Raw genomic sequence first — 26,673 nt, 5'->3', positions numbered from 1 at the left:
CCAATGCGCCGACTTCTGCTCCTACCCCTTGCTCTGCTGATTGCCGGCAACAGTGTCGCAGCCAGCGCCGAGAGCAACGAACGCCACCGCGATCTCTTTTTCGGTGAGGCGCTCTACTACGCCAATCAGGATGAGTATTTTGATGCGATCGCCCGCCTGGATGCCGAGGTTCGGCAGTACTACGGCGTGGATGAGCCGCAACTGGACCAGTTGCACTACCACATCAACGAAGCCGAGTTCTCGGTGGGCGATTTCGAACTCTCCTACCGCATGCACCGCAAGGCCGGCCGCGCGATCAAGGCAGTTATCGAAGGTAACGTCGCCCCCGAAGTGCGCAACGAAGCGCTCTACCGGCTGGCAAAAATCTATTTTCAAAAGCAGCAGAATATCAACGCGCTGCACGCTATTGAGCGTATCGAAGGGCAACTGCCCAAGGCGATGGAAAACGAAATCCATTTCCTCAAGGGCCAGATCTTCATGGTTACCGGCCGTTTTGACGAAGCCGAGCAGATCTTTAAATCCCTGTCCGGCTCCAAAACCCACCTGGGCTACGCCGAGTACAACCTGGGGCTGACCCGTCTGGCTCAGGGCAACCTGGCCTCCGCCGCCACCACCCTGGCCGACGTCGGCCAGTTAAACACCAAAGACCGCGCCGTACTGGCCATTCGCGATAAAGCCAACCTCACCCTCGGCAGCCGTTTGATGGAAGCCGGTGAATACCAGAACGCTGCCAAGTTTTTGGAGCGGGTGCGCATGGATGGGCCCTACTCCAACTCGGCCCTGTTGGGGCTTGGCTGGACACGGGTGAAATACGATGACTACCAGCACGCACTGGTACCCTGGAGCATCCTCAGCGAGCGCCACGTCACCGACGCCGCCGTGCAGGAGGCGATGCTGGGTGTGCCTTACGCCTACGGCCAGTTGGGGTTGTATGGCAAGGCCGCGCTCGGCTATGGCCATGTGCTGTCGGTAATGAACAGCGAGCTCGATCGCCTGGATGCCTCCATCGCAAGCATACGCGAAGGCAAATTTCTCGAGGCCCTGGTGCGCGAGGAGATCAAGCTCGACCGCAACTGGGTGATCAAACTGCGCGAGCTGCCAGAGACCCCGGAAACCTACTACCTGATGGATCTCATGGCCTCCCATGACTTCCAGTCGTCACTGCAGAACTACTTCGATCTGGAGCAGCTGCGCAAGCGGCTGGAGCTGTGGGCCACCAACTACGACGCCTACGCCGAGATCATCGAGCTGCGCAAAAACTACTACGAGCCACTGCTGCCCGGCATCGACGAGCAGTTCCGCAAGCTCGACTCGCTGATCAAGCTGCGTCTCGAACAGCGCGACCGTATCGACAACCGCCTGCAGGCGATGCTGATCTCGCCGCGCCCGGAATTTTTGGCCACCGCCGATGAGCGCCTGTCGCTGATGTCGATCGAGGCCTACGCCAACAGCAGCAAAAACAACAACCCGCAATCCCAGGCGCGGGTTGATCGCCTGCGCGGTTTTATCCACTACAACTGGACCGTGGAGTACGACGAGCGCCTCACCACCACCTTCGAACACCTGGCCGCACTGGACAAAGAGATCGCCCAGCTGCAGGCCATTTACCAGTCGTTTGTGCGCACCCGCCAGGCGGCCACGCAAAGCTACCAGGGTTACAACCAGACGATAAACAATCTGCGCAACCGTACCCAACGCGCCATTGAAACCGTGGAAACCCTCATGCTGCGCCAGGGCAAAATGCTGGAGCAGATGGCCATCAACGAACTGATGCAGCGCAGCCAGCGCTTGGAAGCCGCCCAGGTGAAAGCCCGCTTCGCTCTAGCCGAGAGCTATGACCGGGCCACCATGAGCAAACTCGACAACGCCAAACCGGCCGAGTCAAGCGACCTGAACAGTGCCACCGACCCGAGCGAAACGGCTGCGCCGAACGAGCCGACTGAGACTGCAGCACCAAGCAATCCGGCCGCACCGAGCGAACCATCTGCGCCGAGCGAACCAACCGAGACGACCGCGCCACCCGAGCCAGTCGCGCCGACCGAACCGACCGATTCAACCCATTCAGAAACGGAAGCTGACATTACCGAGCACCAGGCCAAGTAGTTGGCCTCGCTTGTGTAATCGATTGACAACAGACATTGCAGGCAGCAGCCATGAAGCACCTTCACAAACTGATTTTAGTCACCGCACCGCTGGCCCTGGCGGGCTGTGCCATCACCGACGGCAAAGATACGCTGGCGTCGCTGCGCAATACTGACTTTATCCTGCAAGACGCCACGGTTGAGGATGGCCTGGAAAAAGCCATGGACAGCTATCGGGTGTTTCTCGAAGAGACCCCGGAAACGGCCATGACCCCAGATGCCATCCGCCGCATTGCCGACCTCTCCATCGAGCGCGAGTACGGCTACGTTGGCACCGATGACAGCCACGCGGTCAACCACACCGCCCGCAGCGCCGAGCCTATGGCCTCGCCCACGGTAACCGCCGCCGCCAGTGCCAACAGCGATACCCCCAGTTCCAACATCAGCAATCCCAACAGCGACGAGAGTGTCGCCCAGTTTGAGGAGCGGGCGTCGCAAAGCGTAGCGCTGGCCAACAGTGACACCGAAACCCTGGCCGAACACCCCGGCGCCGCCTCCGACCTGGAAAACGCCAGTGCCCGCCAGGCCATCGCCCTCTACACCAAGCTGTTAAAAGAGTACCCGCTCTACGACCGCAACGATCAGGTGCTCTACCAGATGTCGCGCGCCTATGAGGAGCTCGGTGAAAACGACAACGCCATGGCGGTGATGAATCAGTTCATCGAAACCTATCCCAACTCCCGCTACCTGGATGAAATTCAATTTCGCCGGGCGGAGTTCTTTTTTGTGCGCAAAAAATATTACGACGCCGAGCAGGCCTACAACTCCATCGTGCAGATGGGTTCCACCTCCTACTACTACGAGCTGGCGCTCTACAAGCTGGGTTGGAGCTTTTACAAACAGCAGATGTACGACGAGGCGCTGGAGCAGTTTATCGCTGTGCTCGACTACAAGGTGAGCACCGGTTACGACTTCAACCAGGAACACGACCAGATCGAAGGCAAACGGGTAGACGACACCTTCCGCGTCATCTCGCTCAGCTTCTCCAACTTAGGTGGCCCAGAGGTAGTGGTCGATCTGTTCAACCAGATTGGCGGGCGCACCTACGAAGACAAGGTCTACAGCAACCTGGGTGAGTTCTATCTGGACAAACGTCGCTACGCCGACGCCGCCGGCGCCTACAAAGCCTTTATTGCCGGCCACCCCTACCACGAGGTTGCGCCACAGTTCTTTATGCGCACCATTGAGATATTCAAGGCCGGCCGCTTTGCGCAGCTGGTGATCGACGCCAAGAAAGAGTTCGCCGAAACCTACGCCTTGAACGCCGCCTACTGGCAATACTACGACTACCACAGCCGCCCGGAAGTGGTCGACTATCTGAAAGGCAACCTGACCGACCTGGCCAACCACTACCACGCCCTCTACCAGGATGCCCGCTTTGAAAAAGAGAAGCCGGCCAACTACGCCGAGGCGCTGGTGTGGTATCGCAAATTTTTGGCCTCCTTCCCAAGTGAGCAGGAGTCGCCCCATATCAACTACCAAATGGCTGACCTGATGCTGGAAAACCAGGATTTCCGCGATGCCGCCGTTGCCTATGAGTTCACCGCCTACAACTACCCCGCGCACGAGCAATCCTCCGAAGCCGGTTACAACGCGGTCTACTCCTACCGTGAGTATCTGAAAAGCCTGGCACCGGAATCCGCTGCCACTGACAGCGTTAAACAGGAGGTGATTCGCACCTCTCTGCGTTTTGCCGATACCTACCCGGAACATGAAAAAGTGGCGCTGGTATTGAGCGCCGCCGCCGATGATCTCTACGATATGAAAAATTATGAGCTGGCGGTGAACACGGCTTACAAATTGATCAACAACCACCCCACTGCTGAGCAGACCTTAACCCGTGCCGCTTGGTTGGTGGTCGGCCACGGTTCATTTGACCTGAACAACTACGCCGAGGCGGAAAAAGGCTACAGCAAAGTGCTGTCATTAACCGCCAGCAATGATGAGTCGCGCACTGGTCTCTACGACAACCTGGCCGCAGCCATCTACAACCAGGGTGAGCAGGCGCGCACCGCCGGCGACTTCCAACTGGCCGCCGACCACTACCTGCGGGTCAGTAAACTGGCGCCCACCTCCAGTATCCGCCCCACCGCTGAATTTGATGCTGCCAGCGCGTTAATCGAACTGCAGAACTGGTCACAAGCCACCGATGTGCTGCTCGCCTTCCGCGACCACTTCCCCAAACACGACCTGCAAAAAGAGATCACCAAAAAGATCGCTTTCGTTTATAAATCGAGCGGTCAGTTGGAGCTGGCTGCCGGTGAGTATGAGCGCATCGAGTCGGAAGCCGACGACGAAGAGGTGCGTCGCGGCGCGCTGCTGTTGGCCGCCGAGCTCTATCAGGAGGCCGGGGTCACCGACAAAGAGGTGGCGGTCTACAAACGCTTTATTAGCTATTTCCCGGCGCCCATCGAAAATGTGCTGGAGGTCTACAGCAAACTGGCCGGCGCTTACGAATTAAGCGGCGATGGCAAAAGCCACACCGCCACTCTGCTGAAAATTGTCGCCCTCGACAAAGGTGCCGGCAAACAACGCACCGATCGCACCCGCTACCTGGCGGCCGGCGCAGCCTTAACCCTGGCCAAACCCAACTTCGACAAATTTAAAGCGGTGGCCATTGTCGAGCCGATCAAGAAAAACCTGGATAAAAAGAAAAAGCTGATGAAAATTGCCATCGAAGCCTATTCTGACCTGGTTGATTACGAAGTGGCCGACATCACCGCCGCCGCCACCTACTACATGGCCGAGATCTACTACGACTTCTCCCGCGCCCTGGCCAACTCCGAACGACCATCAGGGTTGAGTGATCTGGAGCTGGAAGAGTACGAGCTGGCGCTGGAGGATCAGATCTTCCCGTTTGAAGAGAAGGCCATTAGCGTACACCGCAAAAATATCGAGCTGCTCTACATCGGCGTCTACAGTAACTGGATCGATAAAAGTATCGGCAAGCTCGCTGATCTTTTCCCGGCCATCTACGCCCGCGACGAGGAGCACACCGGCTTTGTCGAGACCATCGACTCCTACTTCTACGCCATTAAAGAGCCCGAGGCCGCCCCGGTGGCTCCAGCACCCGGCGCCGAGAGCAGTCAAGCGTCCGCAGCTGATTCAGCACCCACTAATGCTGGCACCAGTAGCACAGAAATACCCGAATCAACAGCAGAGAACGACAACCACGATCAAAGCCAAGCGCTGGATAACAAAAATGTTATCGCGTTATCAGATTCGGAAAATTGAACTACGCTGAAGCTAAATTAGGCTAGGTTTATAGTAGTAACCTAACGGCGGGATTTTCCATCAGACCTATGGCGACACCCTTCATTTCAATTAAGCAGCACCGTAGCAGCAGCGCGCTGCTACGCAGCCTGTACCTGCCTGCAATAGCTCTGGTTATTTTCTGTACCGGCTGTGCGACAACCTCGAAGCAGTCAGGCCAGGACGATGCCAACAACGGCATTAAAGTGGTGGAAAACCGCAGCGTCGATCTCTCCATTCGCCGCAAATTCGATAACGCTCTTGAGCTCTTGCGTGATCAGCAGTATGAGCAGGCCATTGTACTGTTAAATGAAGTTGCCAACGGCACGCAGAATAATTCCGCGCCCTACATCAATTTAGGTATCGCCTATACTAAAACCGGCCAGAATGAGTTGGCGGAAGCAAGCTTTCAAAAAGCCCTGGCGATCAATCCCAACCACCCGGCGGCACTCAATGAGATGGGTATTTTCTATCGCAGCATCGGCCGCTTTGAAGATGCCCGCTTACTTTATGAGCGAGTGGTAAATAAATACCCGGAATTTATGCCGGCGCGCCGAAATTACGGCATTTTATGTGATTTATATCTAAATGATGTCAACTGTGCGCTGGAACAATACGAGGCCTACAGCGAGGCCAACCCGGAAGATGAAACAGTAAAAATCTGGATCGCCACGTTGCGCCAAAAGCAGGTGAGATAACTACCATGCTCAAAAAATTTTTATTACTGCCGATAATCCTATTAAGCCCCCTTGCATTCGCGCAAGAGAGTAAAAAGGACGAGGTAAAAACGGTCTCCGGTATATCGATTGTCGGTAACGATGAAGCGCCCAAATCGCTTTTCATCGTACCCTGGAAAAGCTCAGAGATAGGCTTTGAATCAGAGCTGGCCGCGCAGGCGCTGGTGGATGGTTCACTCAAGCCTTTGGACAAAGATGTTTTTAATCGCGAGCTGGATTATTTCGATATCCGCAGCGGCAAACTTGATCAGTAATTTTTTTTGTAAACCAGTGCCTAGCAAGCACACGGGAGAGGAATAAACCATGGGCGTTATCAATACCATCGTCGCTTTCTTTTTAGAGGGTGGTTTCTGGATGTATCCAATCATGATCGTTGGTGCCGTCGGTGCCGCCACCGGCATTGAGCGATTCATTAAACTCACACAAATCGAGCGGGCCAATAAATCGATGTGGTCGCGCATGGAGCCGGTACTGGTTAAAGGCGACTTTGAAGCCGCCCGTAAAATGACCGCCGACGATACCTCCACCGTCAGCAAATTGTTACAGGTGGGTCTGGAGCGACAAGGCACCGTGCGCCGTCGCGACGACATTGAGATCGCCATGGAAGAGGAGATGATGGGCATCATCCCGCTGTTGGAAAAACGCACAGGCTCCATCGCCCTGTACGCCAACATCTCCACCCTGCTCGGTCTGCTCGGTACCATTCTCGGTCTGATTGCAGCGTTTAACGCGGTCGCCAACGCCAACCCGGCGGAAAAGGCTGACCTGCTCTCCGCTTCAATCTCTATCGCCATGAACACCACTGCCTTCGGTTTGGTAATGGCGATTCCGCTGCTGTTTATGCACTACTTCCTGAACTACAAAACCGGCACCATCGTTGACAGTTTAGAGATGATCTCTGTGCGCACGCTCAACGTCATCACCAAGAAAGCCAAGCGAGCTGAACTCGAACAAGTAGCCTAAGCGACAATTACGATGGCAAAAAAACACCACTATCGGCGCACCAGCGATCCGGTCGAGATCGACGTAACCACCTTTTTGAACCTGATGGTGGTACTGATTCCGTTTCTGCTGATTACTGCGGTCTTCTCCCGGATCACGATTCAGGAGCTCAACCTGCCGGCGCAGGCCGCCGGTGGCGAGCAACCGGATAAGCCATTAATCACCATCGAGGTGATTATTCGGGACAACGGCCTGCAGATGACCGACGGCGACAAGATTACCGCCACCATCGACAAGATCGATGGCCAGCAGGACATCGGCACGCTCTCGGAAAAACTGGTGGCCCTGAAAAACCAATATCAGGAGAAAGAGGACGCCGTCATTCTGGTCGAGCCGGACATCGAATATGACGATCTGATTCGTGTGATGGATGCCGTCAAGGTGGCCGAGATCCGCCACGATGGCCAGACGGAGTTAGAGCGAAGAGCCCTCTTTCCCAAATTATCACTAGGCGATGCCCCATGAAAAACTCCCGTCGCATTAAGCGCATGGCGCGAGCCAAACGCAACAAGGTGGGCGGCCTTAACCTGACCTCGCTGATGGATGTATTTACCATTCTGGTGCTCTATCTGCTGGTCAACCAATCTTCCGTTGAAGTGGTGGAACCGCCCAAAGATGTGACCCTGCCCGATTCAGTCGCCGAGGCCAAACCCCGGCAGACGGTGGTGGTGTTTGTCAGTCCGGAGACTATCTCCATCGCCGGCGAGCCGATTATGCCGACCATGGATGTGCTCAATACCGACGCCACTACGGCGGACGTACTGAAAGATAAACTCGCCTCCATTAAAGGCAACGCACTCGGTTTGAACAACGAGGGCGTCGACAAGAGCAGCGAAGTAACCATCATGGCGCACAAGGAGGTCCCCTTTAAAGTATTGCGGGGCATCATGTCTGTGTGCACCAACGCCGGTTACACCAAAATTTCACTCGCTGTTAACCAAAAAGCATCCCAGAGCTAGAGCAGTTTTGTGACCAGTTCAATAGCCGAAGAAAAATTAGCGCTTGAATCGCAAATAGCTACCGTTGAAGAGCAGATCAGCCAGCTCAACAGTCAGATTAGCGATCAAGACCAAGCCATTGCCGAGTTACAGCAATCGGACGAGAAGTTCAAACTACTGGACGATATCTGTTGTGCGCTGGATAAACTGGAGGCGATGGATGCTGCCCCCCTGTTTTGGGGTGAAGAACAGAGCCCAGAGCAGAAAGCCGCCCAGCTGGGCCGCATTCAGGGTGTAATCGCCGACTTCCAAAAGCAGAACGACGACCTGCAACAAGCCAAGCAGTCGCTGCAGGATAAGCTCAACCAGCAGTGCGAAATTGTCGACGATTTAAGCTATCAACTTGATGAAGTCTTAGATCAGGAAGATCGCGCGCAATCCGACTTTATCATCGAGCGGGAGGAGCACGAACTGCCCTTCCGCGCCATGACTGTGCCCTGGCACACACTGCGCGAAGATAAGGTCCGCAGTCGTAAATCCTTTGGTGGTGCAGCGGTCTTTTTGGTGCTGCTCAATCTCCTGATTCTGTTCTGGCAATTGCCGGAATTTGATCCGGAAGAGGTGGAAGTACCCGAATACTTGGTAGAGATGGTCAAGAAAGATAAGCCGATACCCCAGCCGCCGATTGAGCGGCCGAAGAAAGATGAACCGGAGCCGGTGGAAGAGCGCAAAGAAGAGAAAAAAGTGGCCGATACCACGGAGAAACCACAGCCTACTCCGGAACAGAAAAAAGCGGCGCGCACCAAAGCCGAAACCTCTGGCGTACTCGCCTTCAAAGAGAGTTTCAACGAGCTCTTAGAAGACGATATCGATCAGAAACTGGGCGCTACCGCCAATTTGCGTAACACGGCGGCCGCCTCCACCGGCAATGCCAGCCGCGCGTTGGTGATGTCCCAGGCCACGGCCACCAGTGGCGGTATCAACAACGCCGCCATCAGCCGCAGCGTGGGCGGTACCGCCGGCAACGAGCTGGGTACCGGTGTCTCCTTCGCCAGGGTGGACAGTTCCATTGGTACCGATATGGTGGCCGATGACCGACCGCTCAGCGATGGTGTCGGCCCCACCCGTACCGACGAAGAGATTCAAATTGTCTTCGACCGTTACAAAGCCTCGCTCTATCGCATCTACAACCGCGAGCTGCGCCAGAACCCATTCCTGAAAGGCAAGATGGTATTGCGTATCACCATTGAGCCCGATGGCAGCGTGTCAGTGGCCAAACTGGAGAATACCGATATGGATTCCCAGGCCTTGGTGGCTGAAGTTCTGGAGCGGGTTAAACGCTTTAATTTCGGGCCGAAAGACGGCGTGCCCCAAATTACCATCCTCTATCCCATCGACTTCCTACCAGCGGCCTAGGCCAGGCCGCCAACACCCCTTTGCCCGCGCTGTTTATTAGAATTTCCTGAAGATGTCGATTGGGATATTTCTTTAGCAGCGCGGGATAAATTTGAGTAACAGTTCTACGATTTAAAAAAAAGTCCAAAGATTACTTCCAGGACAATGGCCAAGCTCGAAACCAGCGTCTACTTTTGGATTAACTTTATCTATTTTTTGTCGCTTTTTTGGTAAACGAATGCCGCCTTTTTTGGCACTCTGAATTTCGGATTGTAGACAACTTTTTTGCCCAATAAGTCGTTGTTTTGCCGTAACTGCCGCACGAAATTTATTGGGTCGATTGGAAAGGAAGCAGGCTAACGAAATGCATTCAACAGCCGAAAAGAAAAAATTAATCGCAGTTCGATTATCAACGAGTGACCAGTGAGTTTGCGGCCCATGACTATGCGTAGGTATCACGCTTCAACCTGCACCGCTTTCGGCGCTTCCGCCGGTAACCATCAGCGCAGCCTGTGGGCTTTTTTGGCCTTCGCCCTGCTGCTGGCCAGCGCAGCCCTGTTTACCGCCCCTGTGCAAGCGGCGGAGAAGTTCTGCTCTGATTACGGCGGTCTTATCGACGGCAACATCATCGGCACGGCACCGACGCAAATCACCATCGACGTCTCCTGTACTTTTCAGAACTGGCCGATCACCAATCCGCTCAGCACCAACATCAACTTCCAGACCAATGATCCGTCCATCCACCTGATCATTTTTGACAACGTCTACTACACCGGCAACATGGCCTGTGCCAACATCCCCCACAAACTGTGGGTGGTGAACTCTCTGGAGGATGCCTTCTCCGGCGTTTGTCAGGATCTGTTTCTGCCCAACGAGACCATCGACAAACGCTCACCCATAGCGACAGTGGGTATTGGCGAGCAGTTTACCTACCGTTTGATTCTGCCCTCCATGGATGTACCGGCGGGCGAGCCCTCACCCAATGACCTGGGCAATGTCACCCTCACTGACGATCTCAACGCCACCGGTGCCTCGCTCACTTTGATTGGCACCCCGTCGGTCACCTTCGCCAGCAGTGGCCTCACCGTACCGCACACCTTCACCAATGTCGGCGGCCTGCTCACCTTTGTGTTTGCTGACACCATCTACGCCGGCCAGCAGATCTATATCGATATCACCGTCGAAGTGGATAACGACCCGGTGGCCAACGTTGCCGGCACCCAGATTATCAACACCGCCAACTGGGAGTTCTCGCGCTGGGTCGACCTGGATGAAAACGGCATCTTTGAGGATGGCAGCTTCGACGCTGACGGCGACGGTCTGCTGGAAGATGAATTCTTTAGCCCCTTGCCCGGTGAGGGCGGTATCGCCTCGGCCATCACCATCTCTGAGCCGTCACTGTTTGTCAGCAAAACCGCCAACCAGACCGCGGTTAACATCGGGGTACCGGTCACCTACACCATCGAGGTACAGAATGTCGGCGGCAGCCCGGCCTGGGATATCACCCTCACCGACTTGCTGCCCGATGTGCCTTCGGCCCCGGCCGGTATGTGTGATACCGACCCGGGCGCGACCCTCACCGCCCAGGTGTTCGCCGCCGATGGCGTCACCCCGGTAAGCGCGGTATTGGTGGAGAATACCGACTACACCCTCACCTACTCCGGTTTCCCGGCCTGTGAGTTCACCCTCACCACCACCTCTGCCGCCGCCAGTATCGGCGCCGGCGAGATGTTAATCCTCACCTACGTCAGCGAGCTCGATGCCGACACCACCGGCGACACCGAACCGCTCAAAAATATTATCGGTGCCGATATCTGGTACAGCGGCGACAGCAGCACTACCAACCGCCGGGTGTTTGACCCCACCATCACCGATGGCACAGTTGGCGTTAACGATTTCCAGGATGCCTACATTGTCACCACGGCACTGACCGGTTACTTCTTCGAGAAGACCGCCACCAATGCCATTACCGGTGACTTTCCGGCCACCGTCGCCATCGCCGGCGACACCATCCGCTACACCCTGCGTCTGTTTAACGTCGACCAGACCATCAACGGCATTGAGGTCACCGATATTCTGGACCCGGCCAGTTTCGACCTGAACAGCTTTAACATGGTCAATGCCAGTGGCGCCAGCTACACCTTTGACACCAGCACCGGCTCACTGGTGATCAACGGCGGCGGCGGCTCTTTGGATGTCGGCACCGGCACCGAGCTCAATATCGTCTTTGAGATCGATCTGCTGTCCACCTTGGCCAACGCCAGGGTGGTCAATAATCGGGCCATCCTGCACGCCGACCAGGGTACCCCCGCCATCGGCGACGACTTCTTCGCCGTCAGTGATGACCCCTTCGTCAACGGCGTCTCCGACCCCAGCGTGTTGGGCGATGAAGACCCGACCCCGGTGACCATCCAAACGCCCGGGCCACTGCTGAAGCAGAACGGCCAGACCTCCGCCACCATTGGCGAGCAGTTCACCTACACCATCACCGTACCGGCCACGCCGATCAACACCGCCATCTACGATGTTCGGATTCTCGATGACTTCAGCGCCTCGGCGGCGGATATCCGCTACGTCAGTGCGCGGGTGATCGCCGGTGGCAGCTGGGCGCTGAGCAACGCCGGCACCAGCAGCAACGCGGTGATTGTCGATGCCTCCACCGGTATCGATATCCCCGCCGGTGGTCAGGCGGTGATTGAGATCACCGCCGAACTGCTCAACACCACCACCAATAACCGCGGCCTGGCCTTCAGCAACACCGCCAGCTACACCTTCAACCGCATCAACAACGTCGCCGGCTCGCAGATTGCCGGCACTGGCGACACCGCCGATGCCATGGTGGTACTGGAGCCGACCCTCAACATTGCCAAGAGCGTCAGCTACGTCTCCCCGGCCGGCAAGGCCGCCACCGATACCGCCACCGTCGGCGATATCCTGCAATACCAGATCACCTTAAGCCACGCCGTGGGCAGCAACTCCGGCGCCTTTGACCTGAGCATCACCGACAGCCCCGCCGCCGCCCTCAGCTTTGTACCGGGCTCGGCCCGCGCCCAGCTCAACGGTGTCGATATGGTGGGCTTCGTAGCCACTCCCGATATTCTCGCCACCGGTGAGCTGATCTGGGGTGACCTGAACGAAGATTCGAGCCTGGATGTGGGCCTCGGCGATACCCTGGTGCTCACCTATCAGGTGCAGGTGGACGACGCCTCCACCGGCGATCTGATCAACAACGCCGTGGCCGAGTGGACCTCTCTCGACGAGGGCGCCGCCAACGAGCGTAACGGCCTCGGCTGCCCCGCCATCGCCGCCCCCAACGACTACTGCGCCGGCCCGGTAACGGTTACCGTCAGCAGTGCCGACAACACCAGCTTCACGAAAAGTGTGGTCAGCGACAGCTTCAGTGAGAACCCGGCCAGCGCCGGTAACCCGGTCCTGCGCGTCGGTGATACCGTCAACTACCAGCTCACCCTGAACCTGCAGGAGTACACCACCAGCGGCGTGGTGGTGAGCGATGTGCTGCCGGCCGGCCTCGCCTACGACGCCCTGGTCAGTATTAGCCCCGCCTCCGGCGCCAGCACCTTCACCTATAGCCTGAGCAGCCAGCCGGCCAACGGCGATACCGGCAACCTGGTGTGGAATTTTGGCGATATCGTCAACACCCCCAGCGGAGACAACACTCCAGTTGATCAATTAGTGATTGAGTACCGCGCCAAGGTGGTGACCGATGACGCCCCCATCGGGGTCGATACCAGTACCAGCAACAGCCTCACCAACCAGGCGTCGCTCAGCTACACCGGCGGCGACCCACTGCTCGACCCCGCCCGTCTCACCGACAGCGCCACCATTTACGTACTGCAACCGGCCATGAGCGCCATCACCAAGGTCGATGTGCAGGGCGGCCGCACCGGCAGTGGCGTCGCCTTCGACCCCTATCAGGTGGATATCCTGGCCGACAGCATGAGCTTCCAGGTGCAATCCTGTAATAACGGCCTGGCCCCGGCTTATGGCGCCACTATTCGCGATCAGCTGCCCATGGAGCTGGATGAGACCGACCTGGTCGCCAGCCCACCGGTGGTCAGTGTGGCCGGCGTCACCCTCAACCAAGGGGTCGACTACAGCCAGTTACTGCCCGCCCGCGGTGGCGTGTTAGAGATCACCCTGCAGGACTCCGCCCCGATTCCGGTCAACGAGTGTGTCACGGTCACCTACAACATCGGTTTCCACAGCGACATCGCCCCCTTCTCCACCTGGAACAACAGCGCCACCCTGGCTGAGTACCGCTCGCGACCACTCGCCTTGGATGGCCGCCTCTACACACCGGTCGATGTCGCCCAGGTCTATATGACCAACCAGATCGGCATCTCCCGCTTAAGTAAAACCCTGGTCAGCGCCGACCAGGCCACCATCGGCGACGAGGTGGTTTACCAGCTGCGCGTGCCGGCGGTGGTGGAGAACGCCACTCTCGATAACGTCCAGATCAACGACGACCTGCCAGTGGCGCTGGAGTACGTCAGCGCCACGGCGGTCGACCTCCAAGGCAACCCGGTCGCTCTCACCGACAACAGCGCCGCCCCCGGCCAGGTGCGTTTGGCGGTGCCGCAAATTGTGGCCGGTGACCAGTTACTGATCACCCTCACCACACGCGTGGTAAACAGCGACGACACCAATGCCGGCGTCAGCTTCAGCAACACGGCCGACTACACCTACGACGGCCTCGACCCCGCCGCTGACACCCGCGGCAGCAGCGGCCCGGTCACCATCATTGAGCCAAGTGTTACGATCGCCAAGGCGGTGGCCAACCTCACCACCCCAGGTGCGGCCCCCCTGCCCGGTGACAGCCTGCGCTACACCCTGACCCTCACCGCCCAGGGCGGCGCCACTACCGATAATTTCAGCGACGCCTTCGATCTCACCATCGACGACGCCCTCAGCCTGGGACTGCTCTACCAGACCGGCACCGCCACTGTCACCGGCAACGGCAACACCATCAACGACCCGCTCACCAACGGTGGCGATGGCGTGGCCACGGCCGAGACCCTCACCTGGGATCTGGCCAACACCACCGCCGATATCGATGTGGTTGAGGGCACCGCCATCACCATCACCTACGATGTGCTGGTGTTGGCTGGCGTGCAGCCAGGCCAGGATCTGACCAACAGCGCCAGCAGCCGGTGGAGCGGCCAGGATGGCGCCAACCCCTATGAGCGCGACGGCAGCAACAGCCCCGCCTATAACGACTACTACGTGGGCCCGGTCACCACCACGGTGACCACGCGCCTGGATGTCTCCCTCACCAAGAGTGTGATTAACGACAGCACCGGCCAGGACCCAGGCCTCGACGCCAGCCCCGGTGACAGCCTGCGCTACAGCCTGGTGCTGACCAACAACAGTGTCGTGCCCATCACCAACGGTGTGCTGCAGGACAGCCTGGCCGCACAGTTTGTGCCCGGCACCCTGCAGTTCATCAGCCTACCGGCCAGCATCGACAGCAGTAACAGCGACGCCACCGGCGGCGCCAACGGCACCGGCCTGATTGACCTGCGCAACATCACCCTGGCCGCCACCGGCGACGTTAACGGCAACGACAGCATCACCGTGGTGTTCAGCGCGCAGTTGCTGCCGGTATTGACCAGCGGCAGCCAGGTGCTTAACACCGGCTCCATCACCGCCGACAACCTGCCCACCACGCCCAGTAGCACCACCGTCACCACCATCAGCTCGGCGCCGCTGTGGCGGGTGGAGAAGGTCTCCGACGATATCAGCGGCGATCCGGCGGTACTGCAGCCGGGCGACACCCTGCGCTACACCATTACCGTCAACAACTACGGAAATGAGAACGCCAGCAACGTCACCCTGCGCGACCAGATCCCCACCTACACCCAGTATCTGGCCGGCTCCACCACCCTTAACGGCAATCCGGTGGCCGACCCGGCCGCGGGCGTATCGCCCCTGCGCGATGGCCTGGCCATCAACGCGCCGGCGGATGGCACGGTCGGCTTTATGCCGGCCGACGCCACCGCCAGCAGCGACTACACCGCCAGCAGCGACTACACCGCCACCATCACCTTCGATGTGGTGATCGATCTGCGCACCGTGGGCGGCACTGCCATTGCCAACCAGGGCTTTGTCTACGGCAGTGGCGCCGGCAGCGGACCCTTTGCCGAAGTACCCTCGGATGACCCGGATACCGATACCGCCAATGACCCCACCGTCGATGTGGTTGGCTACGCGCCACTGCTCGACGCCACCAAAACCGTGGCCCTGGTGGTTGATAACGGCTCGGCGGGAGTGATCGATGCCGGCGATACCCTGCGCTACACCATCGTTATCAGCAACCTGGGTAACGTCGACGCCAGCGGCGTCAGCCTGGTCGATGCGGTGCCGGCCAACAGCCTCTATGTGGCCGACAGCACCACCCTCAACGGTCAGCCGGTCAATCAACCCGACCTCGGCCAGTCGCCACTGGCGGCCGGCATTATGGTCTACTCCAATGATGGCGCCGCACCGGGGGTGATCACCGCCGGCGGCAGTGCCACCGTGGTGTTCGACGTGATAGTCGCCGCCACCGCCACCACCGGCACCCAGATTGTCAACCAGGGTGTGGTCAGCAGTAACCAACAGGCCGATGAACCGACCGACGCCGACGGCATCGACAGCAACGGCGACCAGCCCACCGTCAGTATCGTGGGCCCGGCGCAGCTGCTCGCCATTGTCAAAACCGTGGCCGACCTGAACGGCGATCTGGTACTGGCCGGCGATGAGCTCGAGTACACCATTACCGTGCAGAACATCGGCTCCCTGCCAGCCACGGATGTGATCATCTACGATAATCTCGATCTGCCCGACCCGGACCAGTTGCTCTACACCGCCAACTCGGCCACCCTCAATGGCGTGACCACTGGCGTCACTTTTGTCGACCCGACCGTCACCGCCGACTACAGCTCCAACTATGGTGACCTGGCCGCGGGCGACTCGATCACCCTGCGCTTTCGAGCCAGCCTGGATGCCAACCTGACCACCGGCACCACGGTGATCAACACCGCTCAGGTCTACTGGCAGGCCAACAACCAGACCGACTCCGCCTCGGTGGCAGTGGTTATCGGCGCGCCGCCCACCTATACCGCCAACCTGGGTGGTAGCGTCTGGCGCGACAGCAACGACGACAAGGCGGTCGACAGCAACGAGACCCGCTTTGAAAACTGGACGGTGGAGCTCTACCGCGGCAGCGAGCTGATCGCCACCACCCTCACCGACGCCGACGGTCTCTACGGCTTTATTGGCCTGCCGCCCAACGACACCGCCAATTTTGTCTATGGTCTGCGCTTTATTCAGCCCAACGCCACCGTCACCACAGCCAAGCTCGGCATCGCCGACTCGCCCTACGTCAACAGTCTGCAGGCGATTGACCAGATTGTGGTGGCCGGCAACAGCGTGCTCGATTACCTCAATCTTCCGCTGCTGCCCAACGGCGTCATCTACGACTCGATCATCCGCACCCCCATTGTTGGCGCCACGGTCGAGCTGCTCAACGGCAGCAGCCTGCAGCCGCTGCCGGCCACCTGTTTTGACGACCAAGCGCAACAGAGCCAGGTCACCACCGACTTCGGCTTCTACCGCTTCGACGTCAACTTCAGCGAGGCCGCCTGTAGCACCAGCGACAGCTATCTGATTCGCGTCACCGCGCCCACGGCCGATTATGAAACCGGTGCCTCGCGCCTGATTCCGCCGCAAAACGACGAGACCACGGCCGCCTTTGACGTGCCCTCCTGTCCCGGCAGTGCCAACGACGCCTTCCCCACCACCGCTGACCTGTGTGAAGTGGTGGCCCTGGAGACGGCACCGCCAACCTCGGTGGCGATTCGCAGCGCCGGCACCAACTACTATCTGCACCTGGCACTCGGCAACAGCTTTGTGCCCGGCGACAACCAGCTGTTTAACAACCACATCCCGCTCGACCCGATCCTCGACACCGCTGTCGCCATCCGCAAGGTGGCCGGCAAGGTGAACGTCTCGCGCGGCGATCTGGTGCCCTACACGCTCACCATTGAAAACGACTATCTGTCGGCGCTGCAGGACCTGAGCGTGGTCGACACCTTCCCGCCCGGCTTCAAGTACGTGCCCGGCTCCGCCCGCTACAACGGCCTGCCGCTGGAGCCGGTGTTGGTCGGTGGCCAGCTGCGCTGGGATCAGATCGACCTGGAGCTGAACGCCGAGAGCACCATCGAGCTGCTGTTCATTCCCGGTGCCGGCGTCGGTGAAGGCGAATACATCAACCGCGCCCACGTCGAGAGTTTCTTCACCCAGGAGCCGGTCTCCAACACCGCCAGCGCCGCCGTACGCGTGGTGCCCGACCCGACCCTCGACTGCTCCGATGTCTACGGCAAGGTGTTCAACGACAGTAACGCCAACGGCTATCAGGACAGCGGCGAAGTGGGGATCCCTAACGCCCGCGTGGTCAGCGCCACCGGCCTGGTGATCACCAGCGACGCCGACGGCCGCTTCCACCTCACCTGTGCCGCCGTGCCCAACGAGCTGCGTGGCTCCAACTTTATCCTCAAGCTGGACGAGCGCAGTCTGCCCTCGGGCTATCGGGTTATCAGCGAGAACCCAAGGGTGCAGCGCCTGACCCGCGGTAAAGCGGTGAAATTCAACTTTGGGGTCTCCCTGCACCGGGTGGTGCGCCTGGATATCGCCGATGGCGTCTTCCAGCCGGGTACCACCGAGATGCGTCCGCAGTGGCTGCCGCGCATCCCCATGCTGCTTAACGAATTGCAAAAGTCACCCGCGATCCTGCGTCTCTCCTACCTGGCCGATGTGGAAAACGAAAGCCTGGTGAAAGAGCGTGTCGCCACCCTCAAAGCCACCATTGCCGAGCAGTGGCGCGAACTCGACTGCTGCTACAAGCTCACCGTCGAGACGGAGATCTTCTGGCGCCGGGGCGGGCCACCGGATAAGTCGAGGGTGTTGAAATGAAGCCGATCACCTTGATGAAAAAACCGTTGCTAATTGCCCTGGGATTCGGCCTGCTGGCCGGCCAGGGTTACGCTGAAGAGTCCAACCCCGAGCGGGCCCAGGGCTGGATGGGCCGTACCCTCGACTGGAGCCTGGGCGCCGTCGACTGGGCGGCCACACCGCTCTACGCCGAGCCTGTCTACCGCGACCAGCGCTTTGGTGACAACACCGAGCAGCAGATGAACAGCGCCGACTACGCCCGGCAGTGGCTGATGCCCGACGATGACAACAGCCAGGGCGACCGCCTGGAGACCCAGCAGGTCACCGAGCAGAACATCAACACCGTCAAGCTGCAGAACGTGGTGCCGCCGATCTACTTCGCCTCCGGTGAAGCCGATATTCCACCCAGCTACGTGGCGCTGCTGCGCGATGTGCTGGTTAAGATGAAAGACCGCGCCAATGTCCGCCTGCACTTTGTCGGTCACACCGACAACGCCCGCCTGAGTCCCGAACTCGCCTCCATCTATGGCGACAACGAAGGGCTGTCGCGCGAGCGCGCCGGTACCACCGCCGAGTTCTTCCAGCAGGCCCTCGACCTGCCGGCGGAATCCATCTCCTATGAGGGGATGGGTGAATCGCGGCCGATCGCCAGCAACAGCAACAACGCCGGCCGCGCCAAAAACCGCCGGGTTGAGGTGGAGGTGTGGTACGACGAGATCACCGATGTCGAGGTGGAGAAAGAGGTACTGGTCGCCGAACAGATGCACCGGCTCAAGGTGTGCCGGGTGGAGACCGTCTGTAAGCTCACCTATAAGGCCGGCCACGATCACCGCGCCAAGGTACGCAACCTGGTGGTACCTCTGCATTACGACGAGCAGACCACCGAGATCTCGGCCAACTTCCTGAAGCAGATTCGCCAGGGGCTGGCCAACCTCAACAACAAACAGAATGTGGTGGTGCGCTTTATCGGCCACACCGACAACCTGCCGCTGACCGGCCGCGATGCCCGCCTCTACGGCAATCACGAGAGCCTGGCCAGCGCCCGCGCCCGCCGGGTGGCCCTGGCCGTGGCCGAGGCGCTGGGCCTGCCCAGCCGCGCGGTCGACAGTCTCGGCAAGGGGGTCGATCAGCCCATCGCCTCCAACGCCACCGAAAAGGGGCGCATGCTCAACAACCGCATCGAGGTGGAGTTCTGGTACGACGACCAGCTACAAGCTCTGCCCGACGAGCCACAGATGTGCCCCGAGCAGTCCGGCGCCGAGACCGTCACCCGGGTCTACGATCCCCCGTCCGGGGCGATTCCGCCGGTGCTGTTTGACGGCGGCCAGCCCATTGTCCCGCCCGGCTACAGCCAGCGCCTGGTGCGCCTGATGGACGAGGTGAAAGACAAAGCCCGGGTGCGCCTGCGTTTTCGCGGCTACATCGCCAACGAGCGCCTGGAGCGACGTACCGCCGCCGTCTATGGCGACGATGTCGGCCTCTCCACCGCCCGCGCCCGACGAGTAATGGAGCAGGTGCGCAACGCTATCGGCCTGAGTGATGAACAGGTGCTGGTTGAAGGCTACGGCTATGTGCAGACCGACGATGTGGTCAACTCAGGCTTCGTCGAGTTCGACCGCTCCCGGGTGGTGGTGGATGTGCTCTACGAAGAGTTGGCCATCCTCGACGATCTGGATGCGCTGGATATCACCCGCATCACCCGCGAAGTGGCCACCCAGAATCCCTTTGCCCTCAACCTGATGCGTATCACCGTCGACGGTGTGCCAGTGGATGACCCGGGCAAAAGTGTCGCCGACGTCCAACGCTGTACCGACGTCGCCCTGGAGCGGACCGATATTCAACTGAAGTACGACAACCTGGCCTTCAAACCGCGCCTGAATGTCACCGCCTGGCCGACCACCATTCGCTTCCAGGATGACTTCAACACCAGCGCCATCGAAAACCAGGTGCGCTTCAAGCTCTACAGCAACTACCGCGAACGCATCGACCACGCCGAAGTACGCCTGTTTGAGGCCGGCCAGTCGAGCCGCGACGAGCCGCTGGCGGTGATTCCGCTGGATGCCAACGGCGCGGGCGAGTGGAGCGCTGAGCAGGAGCACTTCTCCGGTGTCCGCCGCCACCTGCACTACCGTTTGCGGGTCTACAACAGCGACGGCCTGTTCGATGAGACCAAGGCCCAGTCCCTGTGGCTGGTCGACAGCGTCGACCCGGACGAGCTGCAGGCCGCCGACGCCGAGCGCGAGCTGCTGACCGGCTATGGTGAAAACCGCCTGGAGCTGAACAACATTCCCCTTTCGGGCGGTTCCATCCAGGTCTCTGGCGACGCCATCCCCCCTGGCCACTCGGTGTGGGTCGCCGGCCACCCGGTGCCGCTCAATGAGCAGGGTGAATTTGTCGCCGAAGAGCTGCTGCCCGCGGGCCTGCACACCGTCGAGGTGGCGGTACTCGATGAACAGGGCAATGGCGAACTCTTCCTGCGCGACCTGGAGCTGAAAAAGAACGACTGGTTCTACGTCGGCCTGGCCGATATCACCCTGGCCACCGACAGCACCAACGGCCCGGCCAAGCTGGTCACCCAGGACGATATCCACTACGACAATGGCGTCTCCCTGGAAGGGCGTCTGGCCTACTACGCCAACGGCAAGTTTGGCGACAACTGGCAGTTGGTGAGCAGTGCCGACACCCGTGAGGATGAGCTCGACAACCTCTTCTCCAACTTCCTCGACAAAACCCCGGACGCCCTCTTCCGGCGCCTGGACCCGGACTACTTCTACCCCACCTTTGGCGACGACAGCACGGTGGAGGAGATGGCGCCCACCCAGGGCAAGTTCTACGTCAAGTTACAGAAGCAGGACGACTACGGCCTGTGGGGTAACTTCGACGTCGACTACAGTGATAACAGCCTGGCCCTGGTTGACCGCACCCTCTACGGTGCCAACGGCCACTGGCAGTCAGACAACGTGCTGAGCTTTGGCGATGAGCGCATCGCCGTCGACGGCTTTGTCGCCGACCCGGGTACCGTCGCCAGCCGCGACGAGTTCCGCGGCACCGGTGGCTCGCTCTACTTCCTGCGCCACGAGGATCTGCTGCAGGGTTCAGAGACGGTGCGCATTGAGGTACGCGACCCCGACTCCGGGCTGGTGGTGGCGGTGAAAAACCTGGTGCCCGGCCTCGACTACGAGCTCGACTACCTGCAGGGCCGGGTACTGCTCAGCGAACCGCTCTCCGCCAGCCGCGCCTCGGAGATGCTGGTCAACAACGACACCGGCATCGGCTACCAGGTATTCCTGGTAACCCGCTACGAGTACACCCCCGCCTTTGGCGAGCTGGATACCCTGGCCCTGGGTGGCCAGGTCCACTACTGGCTGAACGAGCAGGTACGCCTGGGGGTTAACCTGCACAGCAACGAGACCGACGACGAAGACGGTAGCCTCAATGGCTTCGACCTCACCTGGCGTAAGAGCGCCGCCACCTGGGTGAAACTGGAAGCCGCCCAGAGCGATGGCACCGGGGTCACCACCCTCGCCTCCATCGATGGCGGCTACAGCTTCGACAACCAGTCGGTAACCGATGAAAACGCCAGTGCCAGCGCCTATCGCCTCGACAGCAAAGTGGCGCTGGAGGATCTGCACGCTGGCCTCAAAGGCCAGGCCACCGCCTACCTGCAGAGTGTCGAGGCGGGTTACGCCGCCCCCGGCCTGCAGACCAACCGCGACGTCACCCAGTACGGTGGCAGCCTGGCGGTGCCGGTGCTCGACAACCTGGATATGCGCGGCAAGCTCGATCTCCGCGACCAGACCGACGGCCTGGAGACCATGGCCCTGGCGCTGGATGGCGACTACCAGTTGAACGACCACTGGACGCTCAGCAGCGGCCTGCGCCTGGATGACCGCACCGACAACTCGGTGGTGGTGCCGGTCACTCAGGAGGAGGGTCAACGCACCGACCTGCGCCTGCAGGGCGAGTACGACTCCCTGGGCAGCTGGAGCAGCTACGGCTACCTGCAGGGCACTCTGGAAGCCACCGACACTCGCGAAGACAACAACCGCGCCGGTGTGGGCGGGCGTTTGCGGGTAAGTAAGCGCTTGATCATGGACGGCGAAGTGTCCGGTGGCGACCTCGGCACCCTGGGCCGAATCGGCAGCGAGTTCCTCTACTCCGACCGCACCAGCCTCTACACCACCTACGCGGTGGAGAATGAACGGGCCGACAACGGCGTGCGTTCGCGCAGTGGCAATCTGGTCTCCGGTTTCCGCACACGCTACTCCGACAGCGCCAGCGTCTACATGGAGGAGAAGTACAGCCACGGTGATACCCCCACCGGCCTGACCCACTCCGCCGGTATCGACCTGGCCCCCAACGACCGCTGGAACTACGGCTTCAACCTGGATATCGCCACCCTCAAGGATTGGCAGACTTCCGCCCAGACCGAGCGTACCGCCTTTGGCGCCAACGTCGGCTACCTGTGGGGTGACACCACCATCACCAGCGCCCTGGAGTACCGCACCGACGATACCGAAAGCGCCACCACCGGACTCACCTCCGAGCGCAAAACCTGGTTGAGCAAAAGCAGCCTGAAACTGCAGTTGACCGACAGCTGGCGCCTGATCGGCAAACTCAATATCTCCGAGAGCCAAAGCTCCCTGGGTGAGTTTTACGACGGCAACTTCACCGAGGCGGTGGTCGGCTACGCCTATCGTCCGGTGAGCAGCGATCGACTCAACGCCCTGTTGAAGTACACCTACTTCTACAACCTGCCCGCCACCGACCAGGTGACCCTGGCCGGCAGCGCCGTGCAGTATGTGCAGAAGAGCAACATCTTCTCCGCCGACATCACCTACGACCTTAACCGCCACCTGAGCCTGGGCGGCAAATACGCCCTGCGCCGCGGCGAGTTGAGCCTGGATCGGGTCGACCCGGAGTTCTTCAGCAGTGATGCCTACCTCTACATCTTCCGCACCGACTGGCACCTGCTGCACAAGTGGGATCTGTTGATCGAAGCGCGTCTGCTCGACCTGCCCGACGCCCAGGACCAACGCGCCGGACTCTTGGCCGGCATCTACCGCCACGTGGGTGATCACCTGAAGGTAGGGGTCGGCTACAACGCCACCGACTTCTCCGACGATCTGACCGATCTCAGTTACGACAGCCAAGGCATCTTTATCAATGCGGTCGGCAAGTTTTAAGCGTGCAGACCTTGGTGCTGGCAAGTTAAAAGGCGCGTGCGGGTTTAAGCGGCAGGTTCTGGCTTAAGCCCCACCCACCAATTGACGGAGGCTGGGCGCGGGATAACCGCGGCCGGCTGAAATTTTGCGATTGCCCAACTCGGATTAGCCAACATCGACGTCCGCCAACTGCGGGCTATAGCTGGCCGCTCAGCGCTAACGTCCACTCCCCCAAATTTTAAATTGTCGCCAAGAGACCCACCCTCTTTTGACACGCAGATGCGACCCGCCAGCGGCGAACATTCGCTCTGGAAAAGCCACTCAGTAAACCCTTTTCCCAAAACCCATTTCGCGGAAGCCGTTTCTCTCAACCAATTTTTGAAATCTAATTTTCGAAACCTAATTTTCAAAACCTATTTGTCGAACCCCTCTGCTAAATCTCCGGCGTCGCCGCCAAAACAGATAGCCACACAGCCCCCCTCCTCAATCGAAAATCAACTTGCACATTCTTTCCCCATTTGCCCCCTGTTTTGTTGCACATTCGGCCACTAACCTAGGGCCTGTTAACACTAATTTAGCACCACTGTTGAGCTTGAAATGGGCTCCATCTAGGCGCGAGCCGCGTAGTTTGGTGGGCCCAAATCAGCGGTGAGCAACAACGAGCGAGCTCATTTCAGGCTCAACCCTTCGGGCTGGGGCCAGTTTTTTGCCAAGCGTTGTTGCCAGCTGCTTTGTAGGCCCACTACCTGGCAAGTCTGGCGCCTAGCTGGACAAAAAACTGACCTCCAGCAGTGGTGCTAAATTAGTGTTAACAGGCCCTAGCTCTTCCTTAGTTGCCGTAAGGCCAACCGCCTCACGGCGCATTGTTCATCAACTCAGAATTGAAAATGTCGCGACTTAAAACCCCTTCACTGCCCAGTCTGGCCCTGCTGAGCCTGGCCCTGCTCAGCGCCTGTTCCAGCGCACCCAAACACGAACAGCCCCTGGCCGAAGCGCTGATTACCAACATCACCGACGACGGCCTCAAACAATTTACCTACGAATACGCCGGCGGTGGCCCCGGCGGGCGCCCTGCTGGTGGTGGACCGGGTGGCGGCGGACCAGGCGGCGGTGCACCGGGCGGCAGAAGCCCTGGCGGCGGCCCCGGCATGGGCGGTTCACCACCGGAAGGCGGCATGCGCGCTGGCGGCGGTCGTCCCCGGGATGACGGCGAGAGGGTGCTCGAGCGGTTAAGCGAGCGCTTGCAGAGTACCGGCTTTTGTGAGCATGGTTGGTTTGTGATTCGCAAAGAGGAGCGGGATGGAGTGCAGGTTATTGTTGGCGAGTGTAAATCGGTTTAGTGGTTGGCTTTGGGCGGGCCTTGCGTTGCGGCTTACCGCAGTGAGATAAATTGACTGAAGACTGCCTCTGCTGAGTTGTGTTGCTCACCCTTCTGGTGAGAAGGCAGAGAGCAGTGCTGTTATGAACAGCGAAATATTTAGGCTTTATTTGTTTCGATTGCCATCGAAAAAACAAACTCAACAAGAAAACAATTCCCAAACACCAAAAACAAAATCCCCCCCAACAGGCAATTTGCCCACACAAGTAGAAAAATTGCCTCTTCAACCCAGAAAATTCTCCCGACCAATAGGAAAATTCCTATTTATCACCAGCAAAAAGGCCTGTCCAACCAGCAATTTGCTACTACCAGATAGAAAAATGCCTCTCCCACCCGCAATTTTCCCCAAGCCAATAGCAAAAGTAGTCAAGCAACCGGCAAATTGCCTTTCGCAGCGACTATGCCGGATCTTTGACAACCATTTTTCTACGGGCAAGCAGCAATTTTCTGCTCAATAGAGACATTCACCTAACAATAGGAAGCATTTAACTAACAACAGGAAACACTTAACTCACTCCAAAACCTATTTAATTCACTCAAACCAAAAACGCCGAAGCTAAAAAAGGCAACCACCCCCAACAGGCAGAAACACTAGGAACAAGCCGCAGTAATCGGCTGGCGCCAACACCACCATTTAAATACCAAACCCCAAAAGTGGAGCCCGATAGTGCGAGCCACACCATCCAGGAAGAGGAAAAAAGAAAAGAGAGGGAAAGAAGGGAGGAGGTGAGCCGAAAAATTAATGCGCCAATAATTCAAAAATCGAGGGGATATTTAACGGAGGCTCGGAGGTTGGCGCACCAACCTCCGATTAAAATCCAACGCTGACCTTACTGCACTATGGTAATCGCGTGCACCGCCGCTTTTACCTGCTGAGGGTTGAGCGCTTTCATCTCTGGCACCAGCGCCTGCAGGGTTTTTTCCCGGTTGCCCGGTGACGGGTGGGTGCTTAAAAATTCCGGTGGCCGGTCGCCGCCCTGTTTATTCATCTTCTGCCAAAGCGTGACCGCCGCTTCCGGCGCGTAGCCGGCGCGGGCGGCGAGCTCGATGCCAATGCGGTCGGCTTCGGACTCCGCCGTGCGGCTGTTGGGTAGTTGCAGGGCCAGTTGCGCGGCAATGGCGGTGGCACTGAGGGCGATGCCGCTGTTATCCGAGGCCACCCCCACGGCGGTCACGCCCATATTGATGGCAATCGCGCGCGACATCTGCTCGGCGGTGTGGTTGGCCAGGGCGTGGGAGATTTCATGGCCCATGATCTGAGCAATTTCGTCATCGTTCAGATCGAGCTTGGAGATAATGCCGGTGTAGATCGCCATGCGACCGCCGGCCATACACCAGGCGTTGAGGGTCTCGGCATCATCGATAATGGCCACGCTCCACTCCCAATTGCGCGAACTTGGGTAGCGGGCCACCGCTTCGGTGACCAGGCGGCCGGTGATGGTCTGAATGCGTTTGACGGTGGTTGGGTCGGTGACCAGTTTCTGCTGTTCATCGAGGGACTGCATGGTGCTCAGGTAGGCGGCCTTGGATTCGACGATGGCGGACTCGGGCGAGATTATCATCAACTGCGTGCGCCCGGTGGGGCTGGTGGTACAGGCAACAATCAATGTGGCGGTGATAGCCGCACACACAATTCCGACAATGCGCTTCATAGTCTTGGCTTCCCTCATGCTTAAAATGGCGCAAGTATACGCCAACTTGGATTGGATGGTA

The 26,673-nt window shown here is 59.2% G+C and carries 13 protein-coding genes; 12 read left to right on the top strand and 1 reads right to left on the bottom strand.

From position 1 onward, the window contains the following. Nucleotides 1-3 precede the first annotated feature (3 nt). The 12 genes from SBL51_RS18915 to SBL51_RS18860 all read left to right on the top strand — a co-directional run bounded on the left by SBL51_RS18915 (nucleotide 4) and on the right by SBL51_RS18860 (nucleotide 25,418). A complete protein-coding gene (locus SBL51_RS18915; RefSeq protein ID WP_317932686.1) occupies nucleotides 4-2,103 on the top strand; it encodes a hypothetical protein in 2,100 nt (699 codons plus the stop codon). Between the two features lie 50 nt (nucleotides 2,104-2,153). Further along, a complete protein-coding gene (locus SBL51_RS18910) occupies nucleotides 2,154-5,375 on the top strand; it encodes a tetratricopeptide repeat protein (protein ID WP_317932685.1) in 3,222 nt (1,073 codons plus the stop codon). A gap of 68 nt (nucleotides 5,376-5,443) precedes the next feature. Next, nucleotides 5,444-6,091, top strand: a complete 648-nt coding sequence (locus SBL51_RS18905) for a tetratricopeptide repeat protein (RefSeq protein ID WP_317932684.1) — start codon at nucleotides 5,444-5,446, stop codon at nucleotides 6,089-6,091. Between the two features lie 5 nt (nucleotides 6,092-6,096). Next, the gene (locus SBL51_RS18900) at nucleotides 6,097-6,384 is read left to right on the top strand and encodes a hypothetical protein (protein ID WP_317932683.1); all 288 of its coding nucleotides are present in this window, start codon (nucleotides 6,097-6,099) and stop codon (nucleotides 6,382-6,384) included. A 49-nt stretch (nucleotides 6,385-6,433) separates the two neighbouring features. Next, the gene (locus tag SBL51_RS18895; RefSeq protein WP_317932682.1) at nucleotides 6,434-7,093 is read left to right on the top strand and encodes a MotA/TolQ/ExbB proton channel family protein; all 660 of its coding nucleotides are present in this window, start codon (nucleotides 6,434-6,436) and stop codon (nucleotides 7,091-7,093) included. A gap of 12 nt (nucleotides 7,094-7,105) precedes the next feature. Then, nucleotides 7,106-7,597, top strand: a complete 492-nt coding sequence (locus SBL51_RS18890) for a biopolymer transporter ExbD (RefSeq protein WP_317932681.1) — start codon at nucleotides 7,106-7,108, stop codon at nucleotides 7,595-7,597. Then, nucleotides 7,594-8,091, top strand: a complete 498-nt coding sequence (locus SBL51_RS18885; protein WP_317932680.1) for a biopolymer transporter ExbD — start codon at nucleotides 7,594-7,596, stop codon at nucleotides 8,089-8,091. The genes SBL51_RS18890 and SBL51_RS18885 overlap by 4 nt, the downstream gene beginning before the upstream one ends. Nucleotides 8,092-8,100: 9 nt before the next feature. Beyond that, nucleotides 8,101-9,486 (top strand): AgmX/PglI C-terminal domain-containing protein, encoded by a 1,386-nt coding sequence (locus SBL51_RS18880; RefSeq protein WP_317932679.1) that lies wholly within the window; start codon nucleotides 8,101-8,103, stop codon nucleotides 9,484-9,486. Nucleotides 9,487-9,903: 417 nt separating this feature from the next. Continuing rightward, entirely contained in the window at nucleotides 9,904-18,438 is an 8,535-nt protein-coding gene (locus tag SBL51_RS18875; RefSeq protein WP_317932678.1) for an isopeptide-forming domain-containing fimbrial protein, read from the top strand. After that, entirely contained in the window at nucleotides 18,435-23,603 is a 5,169-nt protein-coding gene (locus tag SBL51_RS18870; RefSeq protein WP_317932677.1) for an OmpA family protein, read from the top strand. The genes SBL51_RS18875 and SBL51_RS18870 overlap by 4 nt, the downstream gene beginning before the upstream one ends. Nucleotides 23,604-24,469: 866 nt before the next feature. Beyond that, entirely contained in the window at nucleotides 24,470-24,922 is a 453-nt protein-coding gene (locus tag SBL51_RS18865; RefSeq protein WP_317932676.1) for a hypothetical protein, read from the top strand. Between the two features lie 121 nt (nucleotides 24,923-25,043). Further along, complete coding sequence (locus SBL51_RS18860) at nucleotides 25,044-25,418, top strand: hypothetical protein (RefSeq protein ID WP_317932675.1); 375 nt, start codon at nucleotides 25,044-25,046, stop codon at nucleotides 25,416-25,418. 372 nt (nucleotides 25,419-25,790) lie between these two features. Here the strand turns inward: SBL51_RS18860 and SBL51_RS18855 are convergent, their stop codons facing one another. Continuing rightward, nucleotides 25,791-26,612 carry a M48 family metallopeptidase gene (locus tag SBL51_RS18855; protein ID WP_317932674.1) on the bottom strand — a complete coding sequence of 274 codons (822 nt, stop codon included), beginning with the start codon at nucleotides 26,610-26,612 and terminating at the stop codon, nucleotides 25,791-25,793. Between the last annotated feature and the right edge of the window lie 61 nt (nucleotides 26,613-26,673).

The organism is Halioxenophilus sp. WMMB6, from assembly GCF_033283405.1.
Classification (GTDB): Bacteria; Pseudomonadota; Gammaproteobacteria; order Pseudomonadales; family Cellvibrionaceae; genus Halioxenophilus.
The sequence above is the reverse complement of the archived record's forward strand: the minus strand, read 5'-3'. Positions and strand labels throughout refer to the sequence as shown.